Below are 20,987 nucleotides of genomic sequence, written 5' to 3'. Positions count from 1 at the left end.
AGACCAGCCGCGCCAGCCCTCCGCCTTCGCTGTGTGCGCTGCCAATCCCGTACCCCCTGGGATTCCCTGCTGGCGGCGCGGGTGGCCCGGTCCCTGCGGCAGGGGCTGGGCCACCCATCCGTCCCTGCTGCTGGAAAGGCTGGTCGTTTCGTGAGTGAGGTTCGTAGGGTCGCGTCGGGCTCGTCGGTGCGGTACGTGGCGCATCTGCCGTTCACGGCGTCCGACATGAGTTCGGCGTTGATCTTCACGCGTACGTTGGTGCGGTCGTTGGCGTTCCTGGATGAGTTGGACGGCGGCGAGGCCACCGTCTCGGCGTACGCCGATGAGCAGGGTGACCAGCAGCGGGTCTTCTGCGACCTGCTGCTCGACAACGGGCGGCGCTGCGAGCGGCGGCCCGGTCACGAGGGTTCGTGTCAGCCCCGAGGTGGGCTGCGCCGGTGACCCTGGAGACCTTCACGCCGCCAGTGGTGGTGTGCGACCACTGCGAAGGGCAGGGCCGCATCCTCCAGCTGTGCCGATGCGTACGTTGGGGCGACCGGTTCCTGGTCGATGCGGACAAGGACCAGCCTGGGGACGGGCAGGTCTACCACGACTGCGAGCTGTGCCTCGGCAGCGGCTACATCGGCTACGACTGCGGGCAGTGCCGACGTACCGGCAAACGCCGGGCGCAGTTGGTGCTCACCGTGGTCAACCAGGACACCGGCGTGGTGCGCTCGGCCAACGTCGTACCCGGTGGGTTGGAGCCACGACGCAACGCCGGCGGGCGGTGGGAGCTGGCTCTGTCGCCGATCCTCGCCGCACTCGCTGCCGAGGTCGGGTCGGCCGAATGCCGAGCCGCCTATGGCACTGAGAACTTCGCAAGATTCTCGATTCTGCTACCCACCGCCTGGTCGCCGGACTTACCGGTGGCGCAACGCCAGCGGCTGGAGGGCGAGGCGATCGCCCGACACTGCTGGCACCCGTGGCGGCTCTACTACGCCCGCACCGACCCCATGCCCACCCGAGACCTGGCTGCTGAGCTGGGCCGGCTCTGTCACCTGGCCGACCAGCTCTGCTTTGACCTGGTGGTGGAGGCGCGACGCGGTGAGCGTGGCAACCTGAGCTGGGACATCCGTTATGAGATCCCCGGCAGTGAGGTGCCCGCCGGGAGTCGCGGCTGGCCCGGTGATCTGTCTGGGGCAGTCGCCGACAGCAGCATCGACGACGCGATGTTCGACCTGGTGGAACGATCGGCGACCGCCCCCGCCCACTACCTGCGGCCACACTATGTCGCGGCATCCGCTCCGCCCGAGGTGGACCTCGACCAGGTCGAACGGCGCATCTACGCCGACCTGGACGGTCTCGGCGGCGAGGCACCCGGTGCGCAGGCGATCTGGCGCGACGGCAAGTGGCGACACACCAGCCTGCGGCCCGCCGAAACCATCGAGGTGCTGGCTACGGAAAGCGCCGGTCAGGTCGTACGCCGCACCGTGACGCTGCTGGATCGTGCCTGGGAACCGCCGGCCCCCACCTGGCAGGGCGACCCCATCCCGTACGGCCCGTGCCCGGACTGCGACCCCCACCACCGGCTCCGGCCCTGCCTGTGCACCCTCGGCAGCCGGGCACCCGATCCGGAGTGCCCCGGCTGTTCCGGTGCGGGAGTCGCCCCGGCCACGGGGAACTGCGACACCTGTCAGGGCACCCAGCGGGTCTACCACGGCACGGTCGTCACCCTCACCGACCTGGACCAGACCACCATGCACCGCAACTGGTTCGCCCCGGACCAGCCGGTCGACACTCCGCAGGTCGCCACCCAACCCGGTGGCAAACCGGTCCACCAACTGCCTGTCGGCTATCAACTCCGGCACTGGGCGCGGATCATCGGAGCCCGACCGGCCGACCTCACCCACCTCGACGGTGGGCAGCACGTCGGGCAGGACCTCCGTGAAGGCGTCGTCACCGTCGACCCTGCCCGGGGTACCCCAGTCGCCCAGTACATCACCGAGGCCAACCGCGGCCAGCCCGCCGGCCGGCTGCTGGTCAGCGTCGTTCCACCAGTGGCCGTACCCGTATCCGACCCGATCCGCCTCGCCCTGGGGCTGCACCTGACCCTGCTGCTCACCCTCGAAGACCACCGCCTCAACGAGCCGGACGCACGCTGGATCCACGGCGAAGGCTGGAACATCGAAATTATCCCGGCCGAACGTCCGGTCGAGTCGGACCTGCACCCGTACCGGCCAACGGTCGAAGCTGCCGCCGCGTACTTCCTCGAATACCTCGAAAACGCGGTCTACGCCGCCGTACCCGCCGATCCTCGGCAGGGCATCCCGGTCCCGCAGACCCCGCAGCCGATCCCACCCGTCGAAGACCCCGTGCCGCTGATCCGCAGCCTCGCCCATCACCACGCCGGCAAATCCGGTGAGCATCCGCTACCACCACACCGGCTGTCACCTGTAGGTCCACGAACCGGACGGTCTGCGACACCTGGTCAGTGCCCCCACCGTCACCATCGCGCTGGGTGCACTCGGACTCGGCAAGCCCTGACCGCTTGCCCTGACCGCTTGCCCTGGCACAACCGCCCGATCGGAGAGAGGACCAACCATCGGATGGGCTCTACTACGTCGTGCCCTCGGTCGACCGGACCGGCAACCCAGGCTCGACCGGCAACCAAGGCTCGACCGGCAACCAAGGCTCGACCGGCAAGCAAGGCCCGACCGGCAACCAAGGCGCGACCGGCAACCAAGGCGCGAGCCGAGGCACCGGACGGGCCGGGCGTACCGCTCCAGGTCGTACCTGCCGTTGCGGCCCTGGCAGGTACGGGGCCGGCGGTTCTCCACGGCCCGGCGCGGGTTGGACGCCGGGGAGGTCACCGCCTACCTGGACCGGGTCGCCGACGACCTGGCCCATCTTTACGCCGAGCTGGCCCGTAGCCAGGACGAGACGATGCGGGTCAAGGAAGCACTGCGGCAGTGGCAGTCGCGCCAGGCCCCCAGCATGCGGGAACTGGCCCGTCGATGAGCTTCGATTCTGCCCGTTTCGTGATCCACCTGCCGATCATGGTGCCCGACCTGGCCCGCGCCCGGATCATGGCGCGGACCGCCACCCGTTCGTTGGCGTTCCTGACCGCCATCGACCCCGGCGAGGTGACCGTTTCCGAGGAGGACAACCAGGGCGTACGGTATCGGGTCTTCTGCGATCGGTTGCTCGACGACAGCCGGCGCTGCGTGTTACGGGCCGAGCACGAGACACCGTGCGCCGCACGGGTGCCGCGATGACCGGCGCCGGATCGTGACGACCGGTACGGATCAGGCGGAACGGAGTTCGACCAGGGTCACCTGCGGCGGTGCCCCGACCCGTACCGGCGGTCCCCAGAAACCGGCACCGTTGGTCACGTACACCTGGGTGTCGTCGATGGTGGCGTGCCCGGCGGTCACCGGCTGCTGAAGCCCGACGAGCAGGTTGAACGGCACCATCTGCCCACCGTGGGTGTGCCCGGACAGTTGCAGGTCGACGCCGTGCTTCGCCGCCTCGTGTACCTGGATCGGCTGGTGGGCCAGGAGTACGACGGGCCGGCTCGTGTCCCGGTCGCCGAGCGCGGCGGCGAAGTCCGGACCGGCGGCGAATCCCAGGCCCTCGCCGGCGGGGTCGTTTACCCCGGCCAGGTCGAGCACACCGCCCCGGGCCTGGATCTCCTGCCGCTCGTTCTGCAACACCCGCAGACCGAGCCGGTCCACCTCGACCACCCACTCCTCGACGCCGGAGTAGTACTCGTGGTTGCCGGTGACGAAATAGCTGCCGTGCTTGGCACGCAGGTCCCGCAGGGGTGCCGCCGCGCCGCCCAACTCGGCGACGGTGCCGTCGACCAGGTCGCCGACGACCGCGACGATGTCCGCGTCGAGCCGGTTGATCACCGAGACGATCCGTTCGGTGTGCGCCCGACCGGCCAACGGCCCGATGTGGATGTCGGAGACGGTGGCGATGCGCAGTCCGTCCATGCTCCGGGGCAGTTTGGCGAGCGGGATCTGCACCCGGTCGACCTGGGGCGGGGAGAGCGCCGTGCGTACGCCGTACCCGGTGATCCCGGCGGCGGTGAGACCGGCGAAGATGGCCGCGCCCCGGGCCAGCAGCAGCCGACGACTCGGATCATGGTCGGTGGGCGACGGTTCGACGGGGGCCGGTGGTGGCGGCGGCGGTACGGCGGCGGCCGGGCCACCGCTGCCGCCGACCAGCGCTGGTTCGAGCGCCGGCTCCTTAACCAGGTCAGCGGCCGGTTTGAGCGCTGGCTCCTCGACCAGATCAGCGGCCGGGTCGGCGACGGGTTCGGCAACCGTTTCGGTAGCAGGCTGCTCGGCCGGGGTACGGGCGGCCGACCTTCGCCGCAGCACCAGTTTTGCGGCCAGCATCGGCAATTCCAGCAGGAGCAGCAGCACCAGCAGGTAGAACATGGTGGCCAGCCAGAGGAACCCGGGCCAGGCCAACCAGTGCAACCCGATCCGGGTGCCGACGAGGGTGGCCAGGATGAGCAGGCCGAGCGCGAGCATGGCGAAGGTGCCGATGAGGCGTCGGCGGCCCCGTCGGGTGGTGTCCTGGACCAGCCGCTTCCAGAGGTAGAGGTGGATCAGGCCGGTGATCACCGTGACTGCAGCGACGAAACCCATGATCGCTAACCTGTTCGCCTTTCTCAGCCGCCAGCGAAGGGCGGCAGCACGTCAATCGTGGCTCCCTGCGGGAGCGGCGCTTGACGATCATGCCAGGCGACCCCGTCCACCAGATAGCTGGCGGCGGCCAACACCGTGGCGAGTCGTGGGCCGTGTTGATCGACCAGGCTCTCGGCCAGTCGATCGAGGCTGGGGCTGAGCGGCACGGCCTCTTCATCGACCCCGGCGGCGGCGCGAGCGCCAGCGAAGTAGCGGACGGTCAGGCCGTCCCGCATCGTCAGCCTGTCTGCCACGGGTCACCCACCGATCGCCGACATCGGCCGGCTCGGTTGCAGGAAGGTCGGGTCGTCGATGCCGTGTCCGGCGCGTTTGCCCCACATCGCCGTACGCCAGCGGCGGGCCAACTCCGCGTCGTCCGCACCGGCCCGCATCGCCCCGCGCAGATCGGATTCCTCCGTGGCGAACAGGCAGGATCGGACCTGCCCGTCGGCGGTGAGGCGGGTCCGGTCGCAGTTGCCGCAGAAGGGCCGGGTGACGCTGCCGATGACGCCGACTCGGGCCGGCAGGCCGGCGTCGCTGACGTAGCCGTCGACCAGCCAGGTCTCCGCGGGAGCGCCGCCGCGTTCCACCGGGTCGGGCAGCAGGGTGAATTCGGTACGCAATGCGGCCAGGATCTCCTCGGCGGTGACCATGGTGTCCCGGTTCCAGGCGTGCTGGGCATCCAGCGGCATCTGCTCGATAAACCGCAGCTCATAGCCGTGCTCCAGGGCGAACCGAAGGAGCGCGGGTGCCTCGTCGGAGTTGACTCCGCGCATGAGCACCGTATTGATCTTGACTGGGGTAAGCCCGACGGCCGTGGCGGTGCGGAGCCCGGCCAGCACGTCCGGCAACCGGCGTCGACGGGCCAACTGCGCGAACCGCTCCGGATCGAGGGTGTCCAGGGAGACGTTGACCCGGTCGAGCCCGGCCGCCTGCAACGGCTCGGCCAACCGTTCGAGCCCAATGCCGTTGGTGGTCAGCGAGAGCTCCGGCCGGGGAGTGAGTGCGGCGGCAGCGGCGACGATGGCCGGCAGCCCGGGACGCAACAGCGGCTCGCCCCCGGTGAACCGGACCTCGGTCACGCCGAGCCGATGCACCGCCACCCGGACCAGCCGGACCACCTCGTCGTCGGTGAGCACGTCCGCGTTGGGCAGCCAGGGCAGGCCCTCCGCCGGCATGCAGTACGTACACCGCAGGTTGCACCGGTCGGTCAGAGAGACCCGCAGGTCGGTCGCGACACGGCCGTACCGGTCGATGAGAGGTTCGACGGTCGACTCAGAGGCGATCACCGTTCGACGGTAGCGCGTCAGACCTGGAGTGCGCTGGTCGCTGTGGCGCGTACCGCCTCCCGGTAGCTGGATCCGAACGATGCCGTGTGCACCAGCAGCAGATGTAGCTGATGCACCGACACCCGGACTGACCAGCCCTCCGCGAGCGGCCACACCTCCTGGTAGGCCGCCAGTAGGCGGTCCAGGTGCGGTGCGCCGCCGAAGAGGGCGAGCTGGGCGAGATCCGTCTCCCGGTGGCCACCGTGCGCGGCCGGGTCGACCAACCAGGCCCGGCCATCTGTTGCCCAGAGCACATTTCCCGGCCACAGGTCGCCGTGGATTCGGGCGGGTGGCTCGGCACCGCCGTACTGGTCGATCTGGGCGATGACTCGCTCGACCAGGGCGACCTCGGTTGCGGTGAGCGCGCCGTTGTCCGCCGAGAGCCGCAGGTACGGGGCCAGCCGGTGCTCGGCGAACCAGACCGGCCACGGGTCGGCCGAGGGGGTGTTGTCCTGCGGCAGGCGGCCGATGAAGCCGGGCCAGTCGGCACCGAAGGCGGAGGATCCGGCGCGGTGCAGCGCGGCCAGCTCCCGCCCGAGGCGGGCCGCCGCCTCCGGGGTCGCGGACCCCGGCTCGATCCACTCCAGGGCCAGCAGCCCCGGCAGAGCCACGATCACTTCTGGTACGGGCACCGCCCCGGCCGACCGCAGCCAGTCGAGACCGGCCGCCTCGGTGGCGAAGAACCCCTCCGGTGCCGTCCTGCTGGCGTCTGTCCCGCCGGCGTCCGGCCAGGTCTTGGTGAACAGGGAACTGCCGTCGTCGAGGGTGAGCCGCGCGGCGGCGCAGATGTCGCCGCCGGAGACCGGCGTCTCCCGGATCCGCTGGTGGGTGAGGAAGGTGGGGAGATGCTGGGGGTGCGCCCGGAGGTACGCCAGGTCCATCAGGGCAAGGTATCCGTTTTCCCGGACCAATGGGCGCCAGCATCGTTTTGACTGCGGTCAATATGTACGTTGACCAGGGTGACTACGCTCCGTATCTGTGGACAGGATGCGTGTCGTCCACAGGCTTCGTAGACGGTCTTCCGATCATCGAAGGTCGATAGCACGCTCCCCACATGGATCCTGCTGACCTGCCACTTCTGTCCGTACGCTCCCCGGCCGACCTGCTCGCCGCCGTGCCCTACCTGCTGGGCTTCCACCCCGCCGACAGTCTGGTGGTGGTCGCGCTCCGGGAGAAACGGGTCGTCTTCGTCGCGCGAGCCGACCTACCCGACGGGTCGGTCCGCCCCTTCCCGCCTGACCTTTCCCTCCCCCCTGACCTGGCGATGTCAGGAGGGCAGAGCGGAGGAGACACACTCTCCGGGATCGCGGCAGCGGCGCGGGAGGTCGCCAAATACATCACGGAGGTCGTTACCCGACAAGACGCTGACGCGGCGGTCGTGGTCGGCTACGGTCCCGCCGAGCGGGTCACCCCGGCCGTCGACGCGGTACGCCCCGCCCTGGAGATCGCCGGACTGCTGGTGCTCGACGTCCTGCGCGTGACTGATAGGCGCTACTGGTCCTACTTCTGTGTCACGCCGGAATGCTGCCCGCCGGAAGGCAACCGGTACGACCCGACGGCCAGCCCGATCGCCGCCGCCGCGACCTTCGCCGGCAAGGTGGCGTTGCCCGATCGGGCAACCCTCGTCCGGCAGGTCGCTCCCGTGGACGGCCCGGTACGCGAGTCGATGCACCAGGCCACCCGGCGAGCCCAGAGTCGCGCAGCCACCCTGATCAACGCGGCCCCATCGGCGGACCTGCTCGGCGAGCGAGCACTGGGCCGAGCCGGTGAATCGGCGATTCGAACGGCGATGGAGCGGCAGCGCACGGGAGGTCGGCTCACCGACGACGAGGCGGCCTGGCTCAGCGTCCTCCTCACCCACCTGCCGGTCCGTGACCACGCCTGGGAGCGGACGGACGACGTCGACTGGCACCAGACGCTCTGGCTCGACCTGACCCGCCGCGCCGAGCCGGGCCTCGTTGCCGCCCCGGCCAGCCTGCTCGCCTTCGCCGCCTGGCGTTCGGGGGACGGAGCACTGGCCGCTGTCGCGGTAGAACGGGCTTTACGGGACCAGCCCGACTATTCGTTGGCGTTGCTGCTGGGGGAGATCCTCCACAACGGTGTGCAGCCATCCACACTGGATGGCTGGCCGGGCGGTCCGGCGGGCGATCCCGGAACCGAACACGGGCCGTACCGGAGGAGACCGGGCAGACACCGATCGCCCCGGGACGCCCGGAATCGGGACAGCCGACACCGAGCTGCCCGGAACCGGGCCAGTCAGCGTCGGAGCAGACCCTCGGTCAGCTGAAGCTCGCTTTCTGATCAATTGCAGGTCAGCTGAAGCTCGCGTTCTGATCAATCGTGCGGCCAGCACGAAAACATGCGATCAGTTAACGCACGCGGTCGGCTGAAGCATGCCCGGTCGGAATCGATCAGACGGTGACTCGGGCCGGTGCCGTATAGACGTTCATCGTGCTGCCGCGCAGGAAGCCGACCAACGTTACCCCGGCCTCCTCGGCCAGGTCGGCGGCGAGTGTGCTGGGTGCGGAGACGGCGGCCAACACTGGCAGCCCGGCCATCCACGCCTTCTGCGTCAACTCGAAGCTGGCCCGGCCGGAGACCAACAGCACCTGGCCACGTAACGGCAGCCGTCGTTCACGTGCCGCCCAGCCGATTACCTTGTCCACCGCATTGTGCCGACCGACATCCTCCCGAAGGATCACCAATTCCCCGTCGGCGGTGAAGAGTCCGGCGGCGTGCAGCCCACCGGTGCGGTCGAATCCGCGTTGGGCGGCGCGCAGCCGGTCGGGCAACGCGGCCAGTACGGCGGCGGGCACGGTGAGCGGGTCGGCCGCGACGTCGTAGCGGGACCGGGTGCGTACCGCCTCGATGCTCGCCTTACCGCATACCCCGCACGAGCTGGTGGTGTAGAAGTTTCGGGCCGGATCGACCTGTGGGGCCGGTACGTCGTCGGCGAGCACGACATCTACCACGTTGTACGTGTTTGGCGTCTCCGCGCCAGCGCACAACTGGGCGGTCACCACGTCCTCGGCGGATCGAATGAGTCCTTCGGTGAGCAGGAAACCAATGGCCAGATCCAGATCGTGTCCAGGCGTGCGCATCGTGACCGCGAGCGGTGGCCGACGACCCGGCCCGACCACCCCGGCCCGGATCTCCAACGGCTCCTCGGCGGCCAGACTGTCCTGCCGGCGCACCGAGGCTCGCATACCAGCGCCCGAGTCGGAGATATCGATGCGCAGCACGGTGCGGCGATCAGTGGCACGGCCCATGGGCCCATCCTCCACCGTCGGGCGGCGAGGCGGGCGGGACTGTCCGGCCCAATCGACGGGACTGCCCGCTTTGGCCGATGGGACTGGACGGGCCTGGTGGACAAGACTGCCCGTTTTAGTCGGCGGGGCTGCCGGGGCCCGGTGGACGGGGCTGCCGGGGCCCGATGGACGGGACTGCCCGGAGCCGGTCGACTGGGCGGGGCTACGGTGGCGGCATGACGGGCTTCGCGGCGGTGGTGCTGACCGGGGGCGCTGCCCGCCGGATGGGTGGTGCCGACAAACCGGCGATGCCGGTGGGCGGTCGACCGATGCGGGACCGGGTGCTCGACGCTGTTGCCGGGTGTGTGCCGCGGATCGTCGTGGGCCCGGGACGTACCTCTGGTGTCGATAGCGATCTGCCGACCGACGTCCGGGTAACCCGGGAAGATCCGCCGGGTGGTGGACCGGTTGCCGCAACCGCCGCCGGCCTGGCCCTGGTCGACCCGGCGGTAGCCACCACGGCCCTGCTCGCCGGTGACCTGCCGATGCTGACCGGCGAGGCGATCCGGCAGCTGGCGGAGAGGCTGGACGCATCGGGTGCCGACGGCGTGGTCTATCTCGACGACACCGGCCGACGGCAGCCGCTCTGCGGGGTGTGGCGTACCGACGCGTTGCGGGCGGCGATCGACCGACTGCGCACTGAGCGCGCCGCGCGGGGCGACACCCTGGCCGGCGCATCGATGCGGGCGCTGCTGTCCCGATTGCGGGTGGTAGAGGTTTCCTGGGCTGGTTCGGGGCCGCCCCCGTGGTTCGACTGCGACACTGACGACGACGTACGCCGGGCAGAGGAGTGGAATCGATGACGGTCATGGACAACTGGGTGTCGGCTGCCTGCGCCGAGCTGGGCCTCGATCCAGCCGGGGTGGAGGTGAAAGTCGTGCTCGACCTGGCTCGGGACGTCGCGCACCAGGTGCTCCGTCCGGGGGCGCCGGTGGCGGCGTACCTGCTCGGTGTTGCGGTGGGGCGCGGTGCGGACCCGGCCGAGGCGGCGGCCCGCCTCGCTGACCTGGCCCGGGACTGGCCGGACGCCGAACCTGACCCGGTGCGCGGCTCCGAACGGTGACCCGGGGCTGACGTGACTCGCGGCTCCGAACGGTGACCCGGGGCTGACGTGACTCGCGGCTCGGCTGACGTGACTCGCGGCTCCGAACGGTGACCCGAAGCTGGGCCTTCCCTGAACTTCGGGCTCGCTGGGTGCGTTGCTGAGTGTCCGATCGGGGTCCGGGCTGTGCCCCACCGGTCACCCTCTGGATAGGGTGTGGGTGCCTGACGGACGGAGGCGATCGTGATGGCAAACCACCCCCCGGTGACCGAGAAAGACGCGGCCGAAGACCACTTCTCCGCTCACCACGAGTCGGTCCTGCTCGACGAGCCGACCACCGCCGACCTGCGGTCCAAGGTGACCGAAGCGTGGCAGGAGTTCGCCCGTGCCCTGGCTGCCTGCGTACGGACGCTACCTGCGGGGGCGCGCGTCGACGTGACTCTCGACCCCACCGCATCGGGCACCGACGACGCCATCTACTCGGTGAGCATCGAGGCGGCCAGCGAAGGGCAGGTCGGCGCGCGGGCGGTCGGCAACTCGGTGTTGCCGCAGGGCTACCGGTTGGATCGTTCCGCCGTAGCCGACATGATCGCGCTTGGCTGGTCGCCACCCGGGGTGGTCGCCGGCTCCGGCGAGCACTTTGGACTGAGCGCCAACGTCAACTCGGCTACCCGTCTCGCCACCACGGTCTCTCGTACGTTGCGGGACGTCTACGGTGCGCCGCACCCCGCGTTCCTCGTCTACCTGGTGCACGACGAGTCTGACGAGCCGATCGCCGTCGAGCCGCTCGGCACCGCCCGTCCCGAGGTGGCGGCGGACCAGAGCCTCGCCCTGGAACTCGACGAGGCGTCGGAGTCGGCCCAGGCCGCCCAGGCCGCCGTCGAGGAGTCGCTCCCGCTACCCGAGCGGGTCCGTACGGTGGTCTCCGCCATGCTCAAGTCGTCGTCGGAACAACTCCAGGTCGACTCCGACGGCGACATCAACATCCGGGCCGGCTCCGCGATGGTGTTCGTACGGGTCCGGGACAACCCGCCGCTGGTCGATGTCTTCTCGCCGGTGCTGACCGAGGTCGAACCGACCGAGCAGCTCTACGTCAAGCTTTCCGAGTTGACCAACCGGATGCCGATCGGTCGGCTCTACTGCACCGACGACACCGTTTGGGCCTCGATCCCGGTCTTCGGCCGTAACTTCCAAGCCAGCCATCTGATGCTCGCCGTCCAGGTGATGACCGGCCTTGCCGACGAGTTGGACGACCGGCTACACGGCGAGTTCGGTGGCAAGCGATTCTTCGGTGAGGGCGACAAGGGCGGCCGACGGGATTCCGGCGAGCACCGGACCGGGATGTATCTCTGACTCCTGGAGGGATCTATCTCTGACTCCTGGAGGGGGGAGGTGGGGCCCGGAACCCGAGACCGGGCCCCACCTCTTTCAGGGGAGGAGTCACGTCATGGGTAGCCGGCCGAGCGTGGCCGTCGTTGACACGTCGTTGCCTCGGAGACTGGCATCCGAAACGGTCCGGAGCACGCCGTTGACCAGGACCAGCCCTCCGGCCGGGGCGATGTCAGCGCGGACTGGCCGAGGCCGGCGACGGTCGGCGGATCGAAAGCCCCGGATGTTACTCATGGGCCTTTCGACGGAGCGGGAACCGGACAGGTTCCCCCGTTCGCTGATTGATTCAGCCGGGTGCCGGTACGACGGTCGGCGACTCGACGAGCCGAGACAACACGATCATGCTTCGGGTCGAGGTGACGAACGGTTCGGCCCGCAGCCGTTCCAGCGCCTGTTCCAGATGGCCGATGTCGGCCGCCCGTAGGTGGACCAACGCGTCGGCCTCGCCGGAGACGGTGTAGGAGCCGACGACCTCGGGGTGACGCCGAGTCGCCACCGCGATCTGTGCCGGGGTGGTCCGACCGGTGCAGAACAACTCGACGAACGCCTCGGTGTTCCAACCGACCGCGGCCGGGTCGACGACGGCGGTGAATCCCCGGATGACGCCGGCCGACCGGAGTCGGTCCACCCGCCGCTTGACTGCGGGAGCGGAGAGTGACACCCGGGCTCCGATGTCCGCGTACGAGGAACGCGCGTCGGCGACCAGTAGTGCAATGATTCGCTGGTCTACCTCGTCGATCTGCAACGTTTCGCCTCTCGGAAGCAATGCTTACGGCTGTTATCGAAAGTTCAGCCTACCTACTCTTGGTGTCCGTGAGCCACCAGCAGATCCCCCGAAAGCGGACATTTCTCATGTGTTCGCCGGAGCACTTCGAAGTGACGTACGCGATCAACCCATGGATGGACCCGGCGGTCTCGGTCGATCGAACGTCGGCGGTCCACCAGTGGGGCCGGCTACGCGAGACCCTGGTAGGTCTCGGCCACACCGTGCACCTGCTCACCCCCGAGGCGGGCCTGCCGGACATGGTCTATGCGGCCAACGGGGCGTTCGTGGTCGACGGCACCGTCTACGGTGCCCGTTTCAAGCACGAGCAGCGGACGGCCGAGGCCCAGGCTCACCAGGCGTTCTACGAGACGCACGGCTGGCGGTACGTCGCGGCGGCGGAAACCAACGAGGGGGAGGGTGACTTCGCCTACCTGCCCGAGGCACATGGTGGACTGATCCTGGCCGGGTACGGCTTCCGTACCGAGCCGGTCGCGCACGCCGAGGCGCAGGAGGTGCTGGGTCGGCCGGTGGTGTCCCTGCGTCTGGTCGACCCGCGCTTCTACCACCTGGACACCGCGCTGACCGTCCTCGACGACCGCACCATCAGCTACTTTCCCGGGGCGTTCTCCCACGCTGCCCAGCGGGTGCTCGTGCAGCTCTTCCCCGACGCGGTGATCGCCGACGAGGTCGACGCATTCGCCTTCGGGCTGAACCTGGTCAGCGACGGCAGGAACGTCGTACTCAACAGTGCGGCGACCGGGCTGGCGGCCAAGCTCGAAGCGGCCGGTTACACCCCGGTCCCCGTCGAGCTGACGGAGCTGCGTAAGGGCGGGGGCAGCGTCAAGTGCTGTGTCGCCGAACTGCGGCACTGAGCAGCGCCGCCCGGGTGTGGTGCGAGGCAGACCCCTCCCTGCCAAGGCGCTAAGCGATAAGAAGGGGCCCTCCTTCCTTACCCCACCAGAATGCTCAGCCCAGCGTCGCCAGTTCGTTGACGAGTACGTTGGCCAAGAGTTGCCCGTCGTGCTGGACGTTGCGTAGGTACCACTTCTGTAGCGGGGTCCGGAAGTCGTTGAACTGCCAGACCCCGCGCGGACTGTCGATCCGCCCCACCTTGCCGAGCGCCACGTTGACCTGTTGCGGGCTCGGGCGCACCCCGGCGATCCGGATCGCCTTGTCCAGCACCTGGGCGGCGTCGTACGAGGCCACCGCGTACGTGGTCGGGGAGGCGCCGTGCTGTTTCCGGTAGGCCGAGGCGAACCGACGGTTGACCGCGTTGGTCAAATCGGTTGAGTAGTTCAGGGCGGTCATGATGCCCTCGATCTCAGCTGGTTTGAATTCGTCGAGCACGATGCCCTCGGTGAGCGAACCGGGGCCGTAGACCTGGTTGCGGTAGCCGGCGGCGCGAAGTTGCCGCAGGAACGCGATTGCCGCCGTCCCGCCGTACGGGCAGAAGATCGCATCCGGTTTCGCAGCGGTCAACTGGGTGATCTTCGCTCGGTACGTGCTGGGGGTGGGGTTGCTGGTGGCATCGGTCCAGATCACCGGTTCGACGAGGCGCGGGTCAGTCCGTCCGAAGCTCTCCTGGAGCCCGGTGACCGCGTCGCGGCCGGCGGGGTGGTCCGGAGCGATGATCACCAGTTTGCCTTCGCGGACCAGCTGGCTGGCGACGTACGCCCCGAGGGCCCGGCCGGATTCGTCGTCCCGGAACGAGGTGCGCCAGATGTAGTCCACCTTTTCGAGGGCGGTCGGCGAGGCGTTCGAGCCGACCAACGGCACCTGGGCCTGCTCGACGGTGTCGCGGATGCCGAGCATGACCGCGGAACCGGCCACCCCGGTCAGCGCGAGCACACCCTGTTTGAGCAGGTCGTCTACGGCCGCCGTGCCGGTCGCGACGGTCTCCCCCTCGTCGGCGGTCACCAGGGTCACGGGGTGCCCGCCGAGCAGTTGGTCGTTGAGTTCGAGGTAGAGCCGGAAGCCGTTGACGATCTCGTCGCCGATCGGCTTGTCACCCCCGTTTCGTGGGGCGACCAGGCCGATCCTGATCGGATCGTCGCTGAGCTGGGGGTCGGTCCGGGGATCGCTGTCGGTACCGCACGCCGTGGTCAGTCCGGCCGCGCCGAGCGCGGCCAGAAAACTGAGTGCCTGCCGGCGGCTTATCTGAGACAAGGATCTTCCCTTCCGGAGTACGGGCAGGAGTGCGTCCGACGGCGTTGTATCCAGTGCGCGGGCTTCGTAAATTCCGCTACCGTCGACGCGACAGCGACCGTATCGCCATCGACACGTGTAACCAGGCCGACGCGGTGGGGTCGATGAGACCGTAGTGCTCACAGCCGGCAAGTTCGACCAGTCGCACATCGTCGCCAGCCGATCGGGCGAGGTCGACGTACCGGCGACTCATCCCGATCGGGACCTGTTCGTCCCGAACGCCATGTATCAGCACCGTCGGGACCTGGATCGGCAGTCGACGGACCGGGTCGACCGCCGCGTACCGGTCGGGCAGGTCGTCCGGCCCACCGCCGAGTAGGGCCGCCACCGCGCCGCCGTCCAGATCCAGCCGGTACGCCTCGGCGAGGTCGGCGACGGGGGCCAACGCCACGACCCCACGTACGTGTTCCGGCGCGCTCGCGGCGCAGTACAGCGCGAGGTGACCACCGGCGGAGTGGCCGAGCAGGATGGGTCCGCCGGGTGCCAGTGCCACCTCCGGCAGGGCAGCGGCGAAGAGGGCCGGCAGCGTGGTCACCCCGGTGATCACATCCGCCATCGTCCCTGGCCAGCCCCCATCTGGCTGTCCGGTGCGCCGGTATTCCAGCTGGACCACCGGATAGCCCTGGGCAGCGAGGTCGGCCGCGAGCGGACCGGTGTGTGACCGGTCGTACTCGGCCCGCCAGAAGCCGCCATGGATCACCACCACGAGCGGTGGGGGCACGTCGGCGGGTGCCGCAGGTCGGCGCAGGTCGGCGAGTTGTTCGGGCTGGTCCCCGTAGCGGACCGTGACGTCGGGGGCGGGTGCGGGACGGGTGAGCACGGATCTCGGGTCGGCGACCATGGGCGAGACGCTAGCGCGGTCCCGGCTCATCGATCGGCCCCGGAACAGCGGCGGCCGGCTGATCGATCGGTCCCGGAACAGCGCCGGTCGGCTCAACCGGTCCCGGTCGGACTGCTGCCCTCGGATTGCGGGAAGATGGATGGCATGACCGAAGCCATACACTCCCCCGAAGAGAACGACGACGAGCCGAAGCGCACCGGTGGTGCAGCGCGTCCCGGCACTGTTCTGGTCGTGGGCCCGGATGGCCGACCGGTCGGCACGACGCATGCCGACAGCGAGTCGCCGGGCGACGATCCGGCGCGACTGATCGAGCAGCCAGCGAAGGTGATGCGGATCGGCAGCATGATCAAGCAGTTGCTCGAAGAGGTGAAGTCCGCGCCGCTCGACGACGCCAGTCGGCACCGGCTGCGGGAGATCCACCAACGGTCGATCGTCGAGCTGGAGGACGGGCTCGCTCCGGAACTACGGGAGGAGTTGGCCCGGATCTCCCTGCCGTTCAGTGAGGGAAGCACGCCGAGCGAGAGCGAGCTGCGGATCGCCCAGGCCCAGCTGGTCGGTTGGTTGGAGGGCCTGTTCCACGGTATCCAGGCCGCGCTGGTGGCGCAGCAGATGGCCGCCCGGTTGCAGTTGGAGCAGATGCGTTCGGGTGGACGCCAGGCGCTGCCGATGGGTCCCGCCGGAGCGGACATCATGCCCAGCATGCCGGGGGGCGTCGGTCATCCGCATCCGCATCCCGGCGAGGGCGGCACCGGTCAGTACCTCTGACCGCGACGGACCGGCCCCAAGAACCGCGACGGACCGGCCCCAAGAACCTCGACGGACCGGCCCCAAGAACCTCGACGGACCGGCCCCAAGAACCGGGTGCCGGTCCGTCGAGGTCAGGCCGCCGGGAAGAACTTCTCCAGGTACGCGGCCACGCCGTCCTCTTCGTTGGTGAGCGTCACCTCGTCGGCGATCCGCAGCACGTCGGGGTGTGCGTTGGCCACCGCGATCGACCGACCGGCCCAGGTCAGCATCGGTACGTCGTTGGGCATGTCGCCAAAGGCGACCGCCTCGTCGGCGGTGATGCCGTGCCGGGTGCAGAACCAGGCGAGCCCGGCGGCCTTGGTCACCCCGGAAGCGGAGATCTCCACCAGGCCGGAGCGGGACGAGTGGGTGGCCTCGGCGAGCCCTTCCAGCGCCCCTGCCACCACCTGTACGAACGCGTCCGGGTCCTGGACACCCGCCCGGGCCAGCAGTTTGACGGCCGGGGCGGAGAGCAGTTCCTCCGGGGCGTCGATGACCCGGAGGGTCTCCGGCAGTTCGTACTGGTGGGTGGGGTAGCCGATTTCGTGGCGCATCTCGCGTCCGTCGAGGATCTCCACCGCGAACCGGACGTCGGGCACCTCGGCCCGCAGTCGCCGGGCCACCTCGGCGAGCAGTTCGGGGGCGAGCGGGTCGGCCCGCAGCACGGTGTCCTCGATCGGGTCGTAGACCACCGCCCCGTTGGCGCAGATCGCCGGCACCTGGATGCCCAGGTGGTCGTACACGTGGGCCATCCACCGGATCGGTCGGCCGGTGACCAGCACGACCTGGCCGCCGGCTGCGATGATCCGGTTCACCACCTCGGCGGTACGGGCACTGATGGACCGGTCGGAGCGGAGCAGGGTGCCGTCGAGATCCGTGGCGACCAGACGAGGCGGTTGTTCCATCAGCGCGACAGTAGTTGATCGAGGAAGATCGCTACCCCGTCGTCGTCGTTGCGCAGGGTCACCTCGTCCGCCAACGCCCGTACCGTGGGGTGGGCGTTGGCCACCGCCACCCGGCCCCAGCCCGCCCACTCGAACATCGGCAGGTCGTTGGGCATGTCCCCGAAGACGAGCACCTCGGCGGGATCGACGCCGAGGGCCTGGGTGACCACGTCGAGCCCGGTGCCCTTGTCGACGCCGGGCGGGGAGATCTCGATGTAGCCGAGCCCGGCCTGGGTGAGCGAGGCCACCTTCGGGGAGATGATCCGCCGAGCGGTGGCGAGCAGCACGTCCACGTCGTGGTCGGTGGTCCGGGCGAACGCCTTGATCACGTCGGTGGACAGGCACTCCGTACGGCTGCGGGCCTCGAACCGGTCCGGGTAGGGCCAGCTCGGATCGAAGTCGCCCCACAGTGGGGCCTCGTGTCCGTCCGCCGCCTCGACCATCACGATCAACGGGCCGACCTCGGCCTCCAGGGTGGCCAGCAACTCGGTCAGGACCTCGCTGCGCAACCGCTCGTCGCGCAGCACCACCGGCCCGATCGGGTCGGTCTGGTCCACCACCCAGCCGCCGCCCGCCATTACCAGGAAGTCGGCCGCTCGGATGTCGTTACGGGTCAGCTCGGTCAGTCGGGGACCACGCCCGGTCGCGCCGACGACCGGGATCCCGGCGGCCCGGACCCGGTCGAGCACCTGATGGGTGTACGCCGAAACGGTGTTGTCGCTGCGTACGAGGGTGCCGTCCAGGTCGGTGGCGATCAGCTTCGGTAGTCCGGGGCGGGGCATGTCTCCTCCTTTTCCCCGCCGTCGGAGCCGACTGGCTTCCTGGAACCTGTGTCTCGACCAAACCCGTGTCTCGACATAACCCGGGTTTCGACAAGCCGGCAGTCCAGGCATCCGCCCATGACGACGGGGAGCAACCGTACCTCGCGTGGTCCAGGGGTCAGCCGGCTTTCGGGTGAATCCGGCCGGTCAACGTGAGGGTTCGAGCACGTCCCGACCGCCGAGGTACGGCTGAAGCGCCTTCGGTACCCGTACCGATCCGTCCGGTTGCTGGTGGTTCTCCAGGATCGGAATCAGCCAGCGGGTGGTGGCGAGGGTGCCGTTCAGGGTGGCTGCGGTCTGCGTCTTGCCGTTCTCGTCCCGGTAACGGATGTTCAGTCGGCGAGCCTGGAAGGTCGTGCAGTTGGAGGACGAGGTCACCTCACGGTAACGCCCCTGCGACGGTACCCACGCCTCGCAGTCGTACTTGCGGGCGGCACTGGTGCCAAGGTCACCGGCGGCCACGTCGATCACCCGGTAGGGCACCTCGACCTTGGCCAGCATCTCCTCTTCCCAGGCCAGCAGTCGCAGGTGCTCGGCGTGCGCCTCCTCCGGTCGACAGTAGGAGAACATCTCGACCTTGTCGAACTGGTGCACCCGCAGGATGCCCCGGACGTCCTTGCCGTACGACCCGGCCTCACGGCGGAAGCACGACGACCAGCCGGCGTAGCGGATCGGCGCGGTCAGCGGCAGGATCTCGCCGGAGTGGAGGCCGGCCAGCGGCACCTCGCTGGTGCCGACCAGGAAGAGGTCGTCGGCTTCGAGCCGGTAGACCTCGCTGGCGTGTGCGCCGAGGAAGCCGGTGCCCTCCATCGTCTCGGGCTTGACCAGCACCGGGGGAATGGCCGGGATGATGCCGTTCTCCACCGCCTGGGCCATCGCCAGTTGCAGCAGGCCGAGTTGCAGCAGCGCGCCAACCCCGGTGAGGTAGTAGAACCGGCTGCCGGAGACCTTGGCACCCCGTTCGACGTCGATCGCGCCGAACCGTTCGCCCAGGTCCAGGTGGTCGCGGATCGGGAAGTCGGCCGGGTTGTCCGCCGACCCGAGCGGTGCCTCACCGGTGGGGCGTACCTCACGGAGAACGACGAAGTCGTCCTCGCCCCCGGGTGGCGCACCCTCCTCGACCACGTTGGGGATGGCGTACTGCGCTCGCCGCAGTGCCGCGTCGGCCTCGCCGGTCGCCGCCTCCGCCGCCTTGACCTCGGTCGACAGCTCCTTGGTACGCCGTAGCAGGTCGTCGCGTTCCGCGCCGGTCGCCTTGGGCATCTGCTTGCTCAATTGCTTCTGTTCGGCGCGTAGCGCCTCGAAGCGCTGGACCGCCGCGCGGCGCTCCTCGTCTGCGCGCAGCAGATCGTCGACGACGGACTCGGACTCGCGCCGGGCTCGCTGGCTGGCACGGACGGTTTCCGGATCATCGCGGATCAGGCGCAGGTCAATCACGAAATCCGATCCTACCGGGGGAAGGATCAGGGGGACACCGCGATACCGGCCCGGCGGGCCGCCCGGCCCGGTCGTCGTTGTCGGTCACTGGCTGGAGCGGGTTCTCCGGCCGGGGCGGCTGGCCCAGCTACGTCGGTCGGTGGGACTCGTTCGGGTGGGCGAAGGGAACGGTAGGCGTGACTGTCAGGTCCGCTGGTCCCGCCTGCTCCTCGCCGGACTCGAACTCCGGTTCGGGGCGCCGCCGCCACCGGCCACCATCGGTGGAGCTGTTCCTTGTTCGGCCAGCCAGGTAGAGCGCCAGCCCGAAGAGAGCGGTCCCGACGAAGGCCATCACCAGCCCTCGGCCGGGTTCCACCCGGAATCCGTCGTCCGACAGCGACAGGCTCCGACGCTCGTCGCCGAGGGACGAGGCCATCGCGGCCAGCATGCCGAGCAGGCCACCGCTGAGCACCAGCCCGACCACCCGGGCGTTGTGCCGGACCGTTGGTGTCGCCCCGACGAGCGCCAACGCCAGTGCGCCGATGATGCCGAGCAGCCCGACCAGGTAGCCGACGCCGAAGGTGCCGCCCGCAGCCACCCCGGCAGGCACCCGGACATTGGGCAACTCGCCGGTGGAGCCGTGGTTGGCCAGGGTGGTGATCGTCCACTCGCCCACCAGCGAGGCGAGAACAGCCACCGCGCCGAGACCAGCGACCACAGCCACGAGCCGACGGTCCCGGAGCAGGCCATCGACGAATCGGGACGGGCGGGCCGGTGCTTCGTTGCCCCACTCGATCACTGCCGGGCTGTCGGATCTGCTGTCCTGCCGAGGAACGAGTCGATCGTCAGACATCCGAACGCCTTTCCGTCGATGGCCCGGCTTCGCCGCATCATGGCACAGCCTTCCGGGTTCGACGGCGGAACGCGGCGGGGACGCCAGCTTTGGGTTAGCGTCGATCCCATGCCTATTCGTACCGCTTCCGCCCGCTGGCAGGGCAATCTCACCGAGGGTTCCGGCACTATCCGCACCGGCAAGGGCGGCTACGAGGGGAACTACTCGTTCAAGTCGCGCTTCGAGGAGGGGGAGGGGACCAACCCGGAGGAGCTGATCGGTGCGGCACACGCCGGCTGCTTCTCGATGGCGCTGTCCAAGGCGCTGGCTGACGCCGGCTCCCCCGCCACCTCCGTGGAGACGACTGCCCGGGTGCACCTCGACAAGACCGACGCCGGTATGACCGTCACCCGGATCGACCTGGATACCGTCGCCGAGGTGCCGGGCCTCGACGGGGCGGAGTTCGCCAAGTTCGCCGAGGGGGCGAAGGAGAACTGCCCCATCTCCCGGCTGCTCGCCCCGGGCGCCGAGATCACCCTGACTGCCCGCCTCGCCTGATCCGACCGGTGATCCGGGTGGTCACCGACCGATTGTCGGCCTACTGCTGGCGGCCGTCGGCTGCGGCTGGCGACT

The 20,987-nt window shown here is 69.6% G+C and carries 21 protein-coding genes and 1 pseudogene; 10 read left to right on the top strand and 12 right to left on the bottom strand.

The window, feature by feature from the left end; genetic code table 11:
- Positions 1-150: 150 nt before the first annotated feature.
- The 3 genes and pseudogenes from FHR38_RS13810 to FHR38_RS13800 all read left to right on the top strand — a co-directional run bounded on the left by FHR38_RS13810 (position 151) and on the right by FHR38_RS13800 (position 3,254).
- Positions 151-441, top strand: a complete 291-nt coding sequence (locus FHR38_RS13810; RefSeq protein WP_312882116.1) for a hypothetical protein — start codon at positions 151-153, stop codon at positions 439-441.
- A gap of 2,271 nt (positions 442-2,712) precedes the next feature.
- Positions 2,713-2,997, top strand: a pseudogene (locus FHR38_RS13805) (DivIVA domain-containing protein); the annotation flags it as partial.
- Positions 2,994-3,254, top strand: a complete 261-nt coding sequence (locus FHR38_RS13800) for a hypothetical protein (protein ID WP_184535054.1) — start codon at positions 2,994-2,996, stop codon at positions 3,252-3,254. The pseudogene FHR38_RS13805 and the gene FHR38_RS13800, both read left to right, overlap by 4 nt.
- A gap of 30 nt (positions 3,255-3,284) precedes the next feature.
- Here FHR38_RS13800 and FHR38_RS13795 read toward each other — a convergent pair whose 3' ends face one another.
- From FHR38_RS13795 to FHR38_RS13780, 4 genes are read right to left on the bottom strand one after another with little or no spacing between them, the layout of a single operon-like run.
- Positions 3,285-4,637, bottom strand: coding sequence for a metallophosphoesterase (locus FHR38_RS13795; RefSeq protein WP_184535053.1), 1,353 nt, complete (start codon positions 4,635-4,637; stop codon positions 3,285-3,287).
- 23 nt (positions 4,638-4,660) lie between these two features.
- On the bottom strand, positions 4,661-4,912 hold the full coding sequence (locus tag FHR38_RS13790) for a MoaD/ThiS family protein (protein ID WP_184539642.1): 252 nt from the start codon (positions 4,910-4,912) through the stop codon (positions 4,661-4,663).
- A 21-nt stretch (positions 4,913-4,933) separates the two neighbouring features.
- Positions 4,934-5,965 carry a GTP 3',8-cyclase MoaA gene (gene moaA / locus FHR38_RS13785; RefSeq protein WP_184535052.1) on the bottom strand — a complete coding sequence of 344 codons (1,032 nt, stop codon included), beginning with the start codon at positions 5,963-5,965 and terminating at the stop codon, positions 4,934-4,936.
- A 17-nt stretch (positions 5,966-5,982) separates the two neighbouring features.
- Positions 5,983-6,885, bottom strand: coding sequence for a fructosamine kinase family protein (locus FHR38_RS13780; protein ID WP_184535051.1), 903 nt, complete (start codon positions 6,883-6,885; stop codon positions 5,983-5,985).
- A 173-nt stretch (positions 6,886-7,058) separates the two neighbouring features.
- Here FHR38_RS13780 and FHR38_RS13775 point away from each other — a divergent pair, with 173 nt between their 5' ends.
- On the top strand, positions 7,059-8,291 hold the full coding sequence (locus FHR38_RS13775) for a DUF4192 domain-containing protein (RefSeq protein ID WP_184535050.1): 1,233 nt from the start codon (positions 7,059-7,061) through the stop codon (positions 8,289-8,291).
- A gap of 124 nt (positions 8,292-8,415) precedes the next feature.
- Here FHR38_RS13775 and fdhD read toward each other — a convergent pair whose 3' ends face one another.
- Positions 8,416-9,273 (bottom strand): formate dehydrogenase accessory sulfurtransferase FdhD, encoded by an 858-nt coding sequence (gene fdhD / locus FHR38_RS13770; protein WP_184535049.1) that lies wholly within the window; start codon positions 9,271-9,273, stop codon positions 8,416-8,418.
- Positions 9,274-9,488: 215 nt separating this feature from the next.
- On the opposite strand from fdhD, the gene mobA reads away from it, so the two are divergent.
- From mobA to FHR38_RS13755, 3 genes are all read left to right on the top strand, one after another.
- Positions 9,489-10,115: a molybdenum cofactor guanylyltransferase gene (gene mobA, locus FHR38_RS13765; RefSeq protein WP_184535048.1), complete on the top strand. Its 627-nt coding sequence runs from the start codon at positions 9,489-9,491 to the stop codon at positions 10,113-10,115.
- Positions 10,112-10,375, top strand: a complete 264-nt coding sequence (locus tag FHR38_RS13760) for a DUF6457 domain-containing protein (protein ID WP_184535047.1) — start codon at positions 10,112-10,114, stop codon at positions 10,373-10,375. Before mobA ends, FHR38_RS13760 begins: the two co-directional genes overlap by 4 nt.
- Before the next feature lie 225 nt (positions 10,376-10,600).
- On the top strand, positions 10,601-11,707 hold the full coding sequence (locus tag FHR38_RS13755) for a T3SS (YopN, CesT) and YbjN peptide-binding chaperone 1 (protein WP_246446523.1): 1,107 nt from the start codon (positions 10,601-10,603) through the stop codon (positions 11,705-11,707).
- Positions 11,708-12,029: 322 nt separating this feature from the next.
- Here FHR38_RS13755 and FHR38_RS13750 read toward each other — a convergent pair whose 3' ends face one another.
- On the bottom strand, positions 12,030-12,488 hold the full coding sequence (locus tag FHR38_RS13750) for an Lrp/AsnC family transcriptional regulator (RefSeq protein WP_184535046.1): 459 nt from the start codon (positions 12,486-12,488) through the stop codon (positions 12,030-12,032).
- A gap of 20 nt (positions 12,489-12,508) precedes the next feature.
- Here FHR38_RS13750 and ddaH point away from each other — a divergent pair, with 20 nt between their 5' ends.
- Positions 12,509-13,381, top strand: a complete 873-nt coding sequence (ddaH, locus tag FHR38_RS13745; protein ID WP_376771400.1) for a dimethylargininase — start codon at positions 12,509-12,511, stop codon at positions 13,379-13,381.
- Between the two features lie 94 nt (positions 13,382-13,475).
- Here ddaH and FHR38_RS13740 read toward each other — a convergent pair whose 3' ends face one another.
- The gene (locus FHR38_RS13740) at positions 13,476-14,675 is read right to left on the bottom strand and encodes an ABC transporter substrate-binding protein (protein ID WP_184535045.1); all 1,200 of its coding nucleotides are present in this window, start codon (positions 14,673-14,675) and stop codon (positions 13,476-13,478) included.
- Between the two features lie 76 nt (positions 14,676-14,751).
- A complete protein-coding gene (locus FHR38_RS13735; protein WP_184535044.1) occupies positions 14,752-15,555 on the bottom strand; it encodes an alpha/beta hydrolase family protein in 804 nt (267 codons plus the stop codon).
- 135 nt (positions 15,556-15,690) lie between these two features.
- Between FHR38_RS13735 and FHR38_RS13730 the strand changes: the two genes are divergently transcribed.
- Positions 15,691-16,320: a bacterial proteasome activator family protein gene (locus FHR38_RS13730; RefSeq protein WP_184535043.1), complete on the top strand. Its 630-nt coding sequence runs from the start codon at positions 15,691-15,693 to the stop codon at positions 16,318-16,320.
- 113 nt (positions 16,321-16,433) lie between these two features.
- On the opposite strand, the gene FHR38_RS13725 is transcribed toward FHR38_RS13730, so the two are convergent.
- The 4 genes from FHR38_RS13725 to FHR38_RS13710 all read right to left on the bottom strand — a co-directional run bounded on the left by FHR38_RS13725 (position 16,434) and on the right by FHR38_RS13710 (position 20,375).
- The gene (locus FHR38_RS13725; RefSeq protein ID WP_184535042.1) at positions 16,434-17,246 is read right to left on the bottom strand and encodes an HAD family hydrolase; all 813 of its coding nucleotides are present in this window, start codon (positions 17,244-17,246) and stop codon (positions 16,434-16,436) included.
- Complete coding sequence (locus FHR38_RS13720) at positions 17,246-18,067, bottom strand: HAD family hydrolase (RefSeq protein WP_184535041.1); 822 nt, start codon at positions 18,065-18,067, stop codon at positions 17,246-17,248. The genes FHR38_RS13725 and FHR38_RS13720 overlap by 1 nt, the downstream gene beginning before the upstream one ends.
- 186 nt (positions 18,068-18,253) lie before the next feature.
- Positions 18,254-19,543: a serine--tRNA ligase gene (gene serS, locus FHR38_RS13715; protein WP_184535040.1), complete on the bottom strand. Its 1,290-nt coding sequence runs from the start codon at positions 19,541-19,543 to the stop codon at positions 18,254-18,256.
- A gap of 127 nt (positions 19,544-19,670) precedes the next feature.
- The gene (locus FHR38_RS13710; protein WP_184535039.1) at positions 19,671-20,375 is read right to left on the bottom strand and encodes a hypothetical protein; all 705 of its coding nucleotides are present in this window, start codon (positions 20,373-20,375) and stop codon (positions 19,671-19,673) included.
- Positions 20,376-20,483: 108 nt separating this feature from the next.
- Here FHR38_RS13710 and FHR38_RS13705 point away from each other — a divergent pair, with 108 nt between their 5' ends.
- The gene (locus FHR38_RS13705) at positions 20,484-20,912 is read left to right on the top strand and encodes an OsmC family protein (protein ID WP_184535038.1); all 429 of its coding nucleotides are present in this window, start codon (positions 20,484-20,486) and stop codon (positions 20,910-20,912) included.
- Positions 20,913-20,987: the final 75 nt, after the last annotated feature.

This window comes from Micromonospora polyrhachis (assembly GCF_014203835.1).
In the GTDB taxonomy this organism is placed as follows: Bacteria; Actinomycetota; Actinomycetes; order Mycobacteriales; family Micromonosporaceae; genus Micromonospora_H; species Micromonospora_H polyrhachis.
This window is presented reverse-complemented; position numbering and strand designations above follow the sequence as displayed.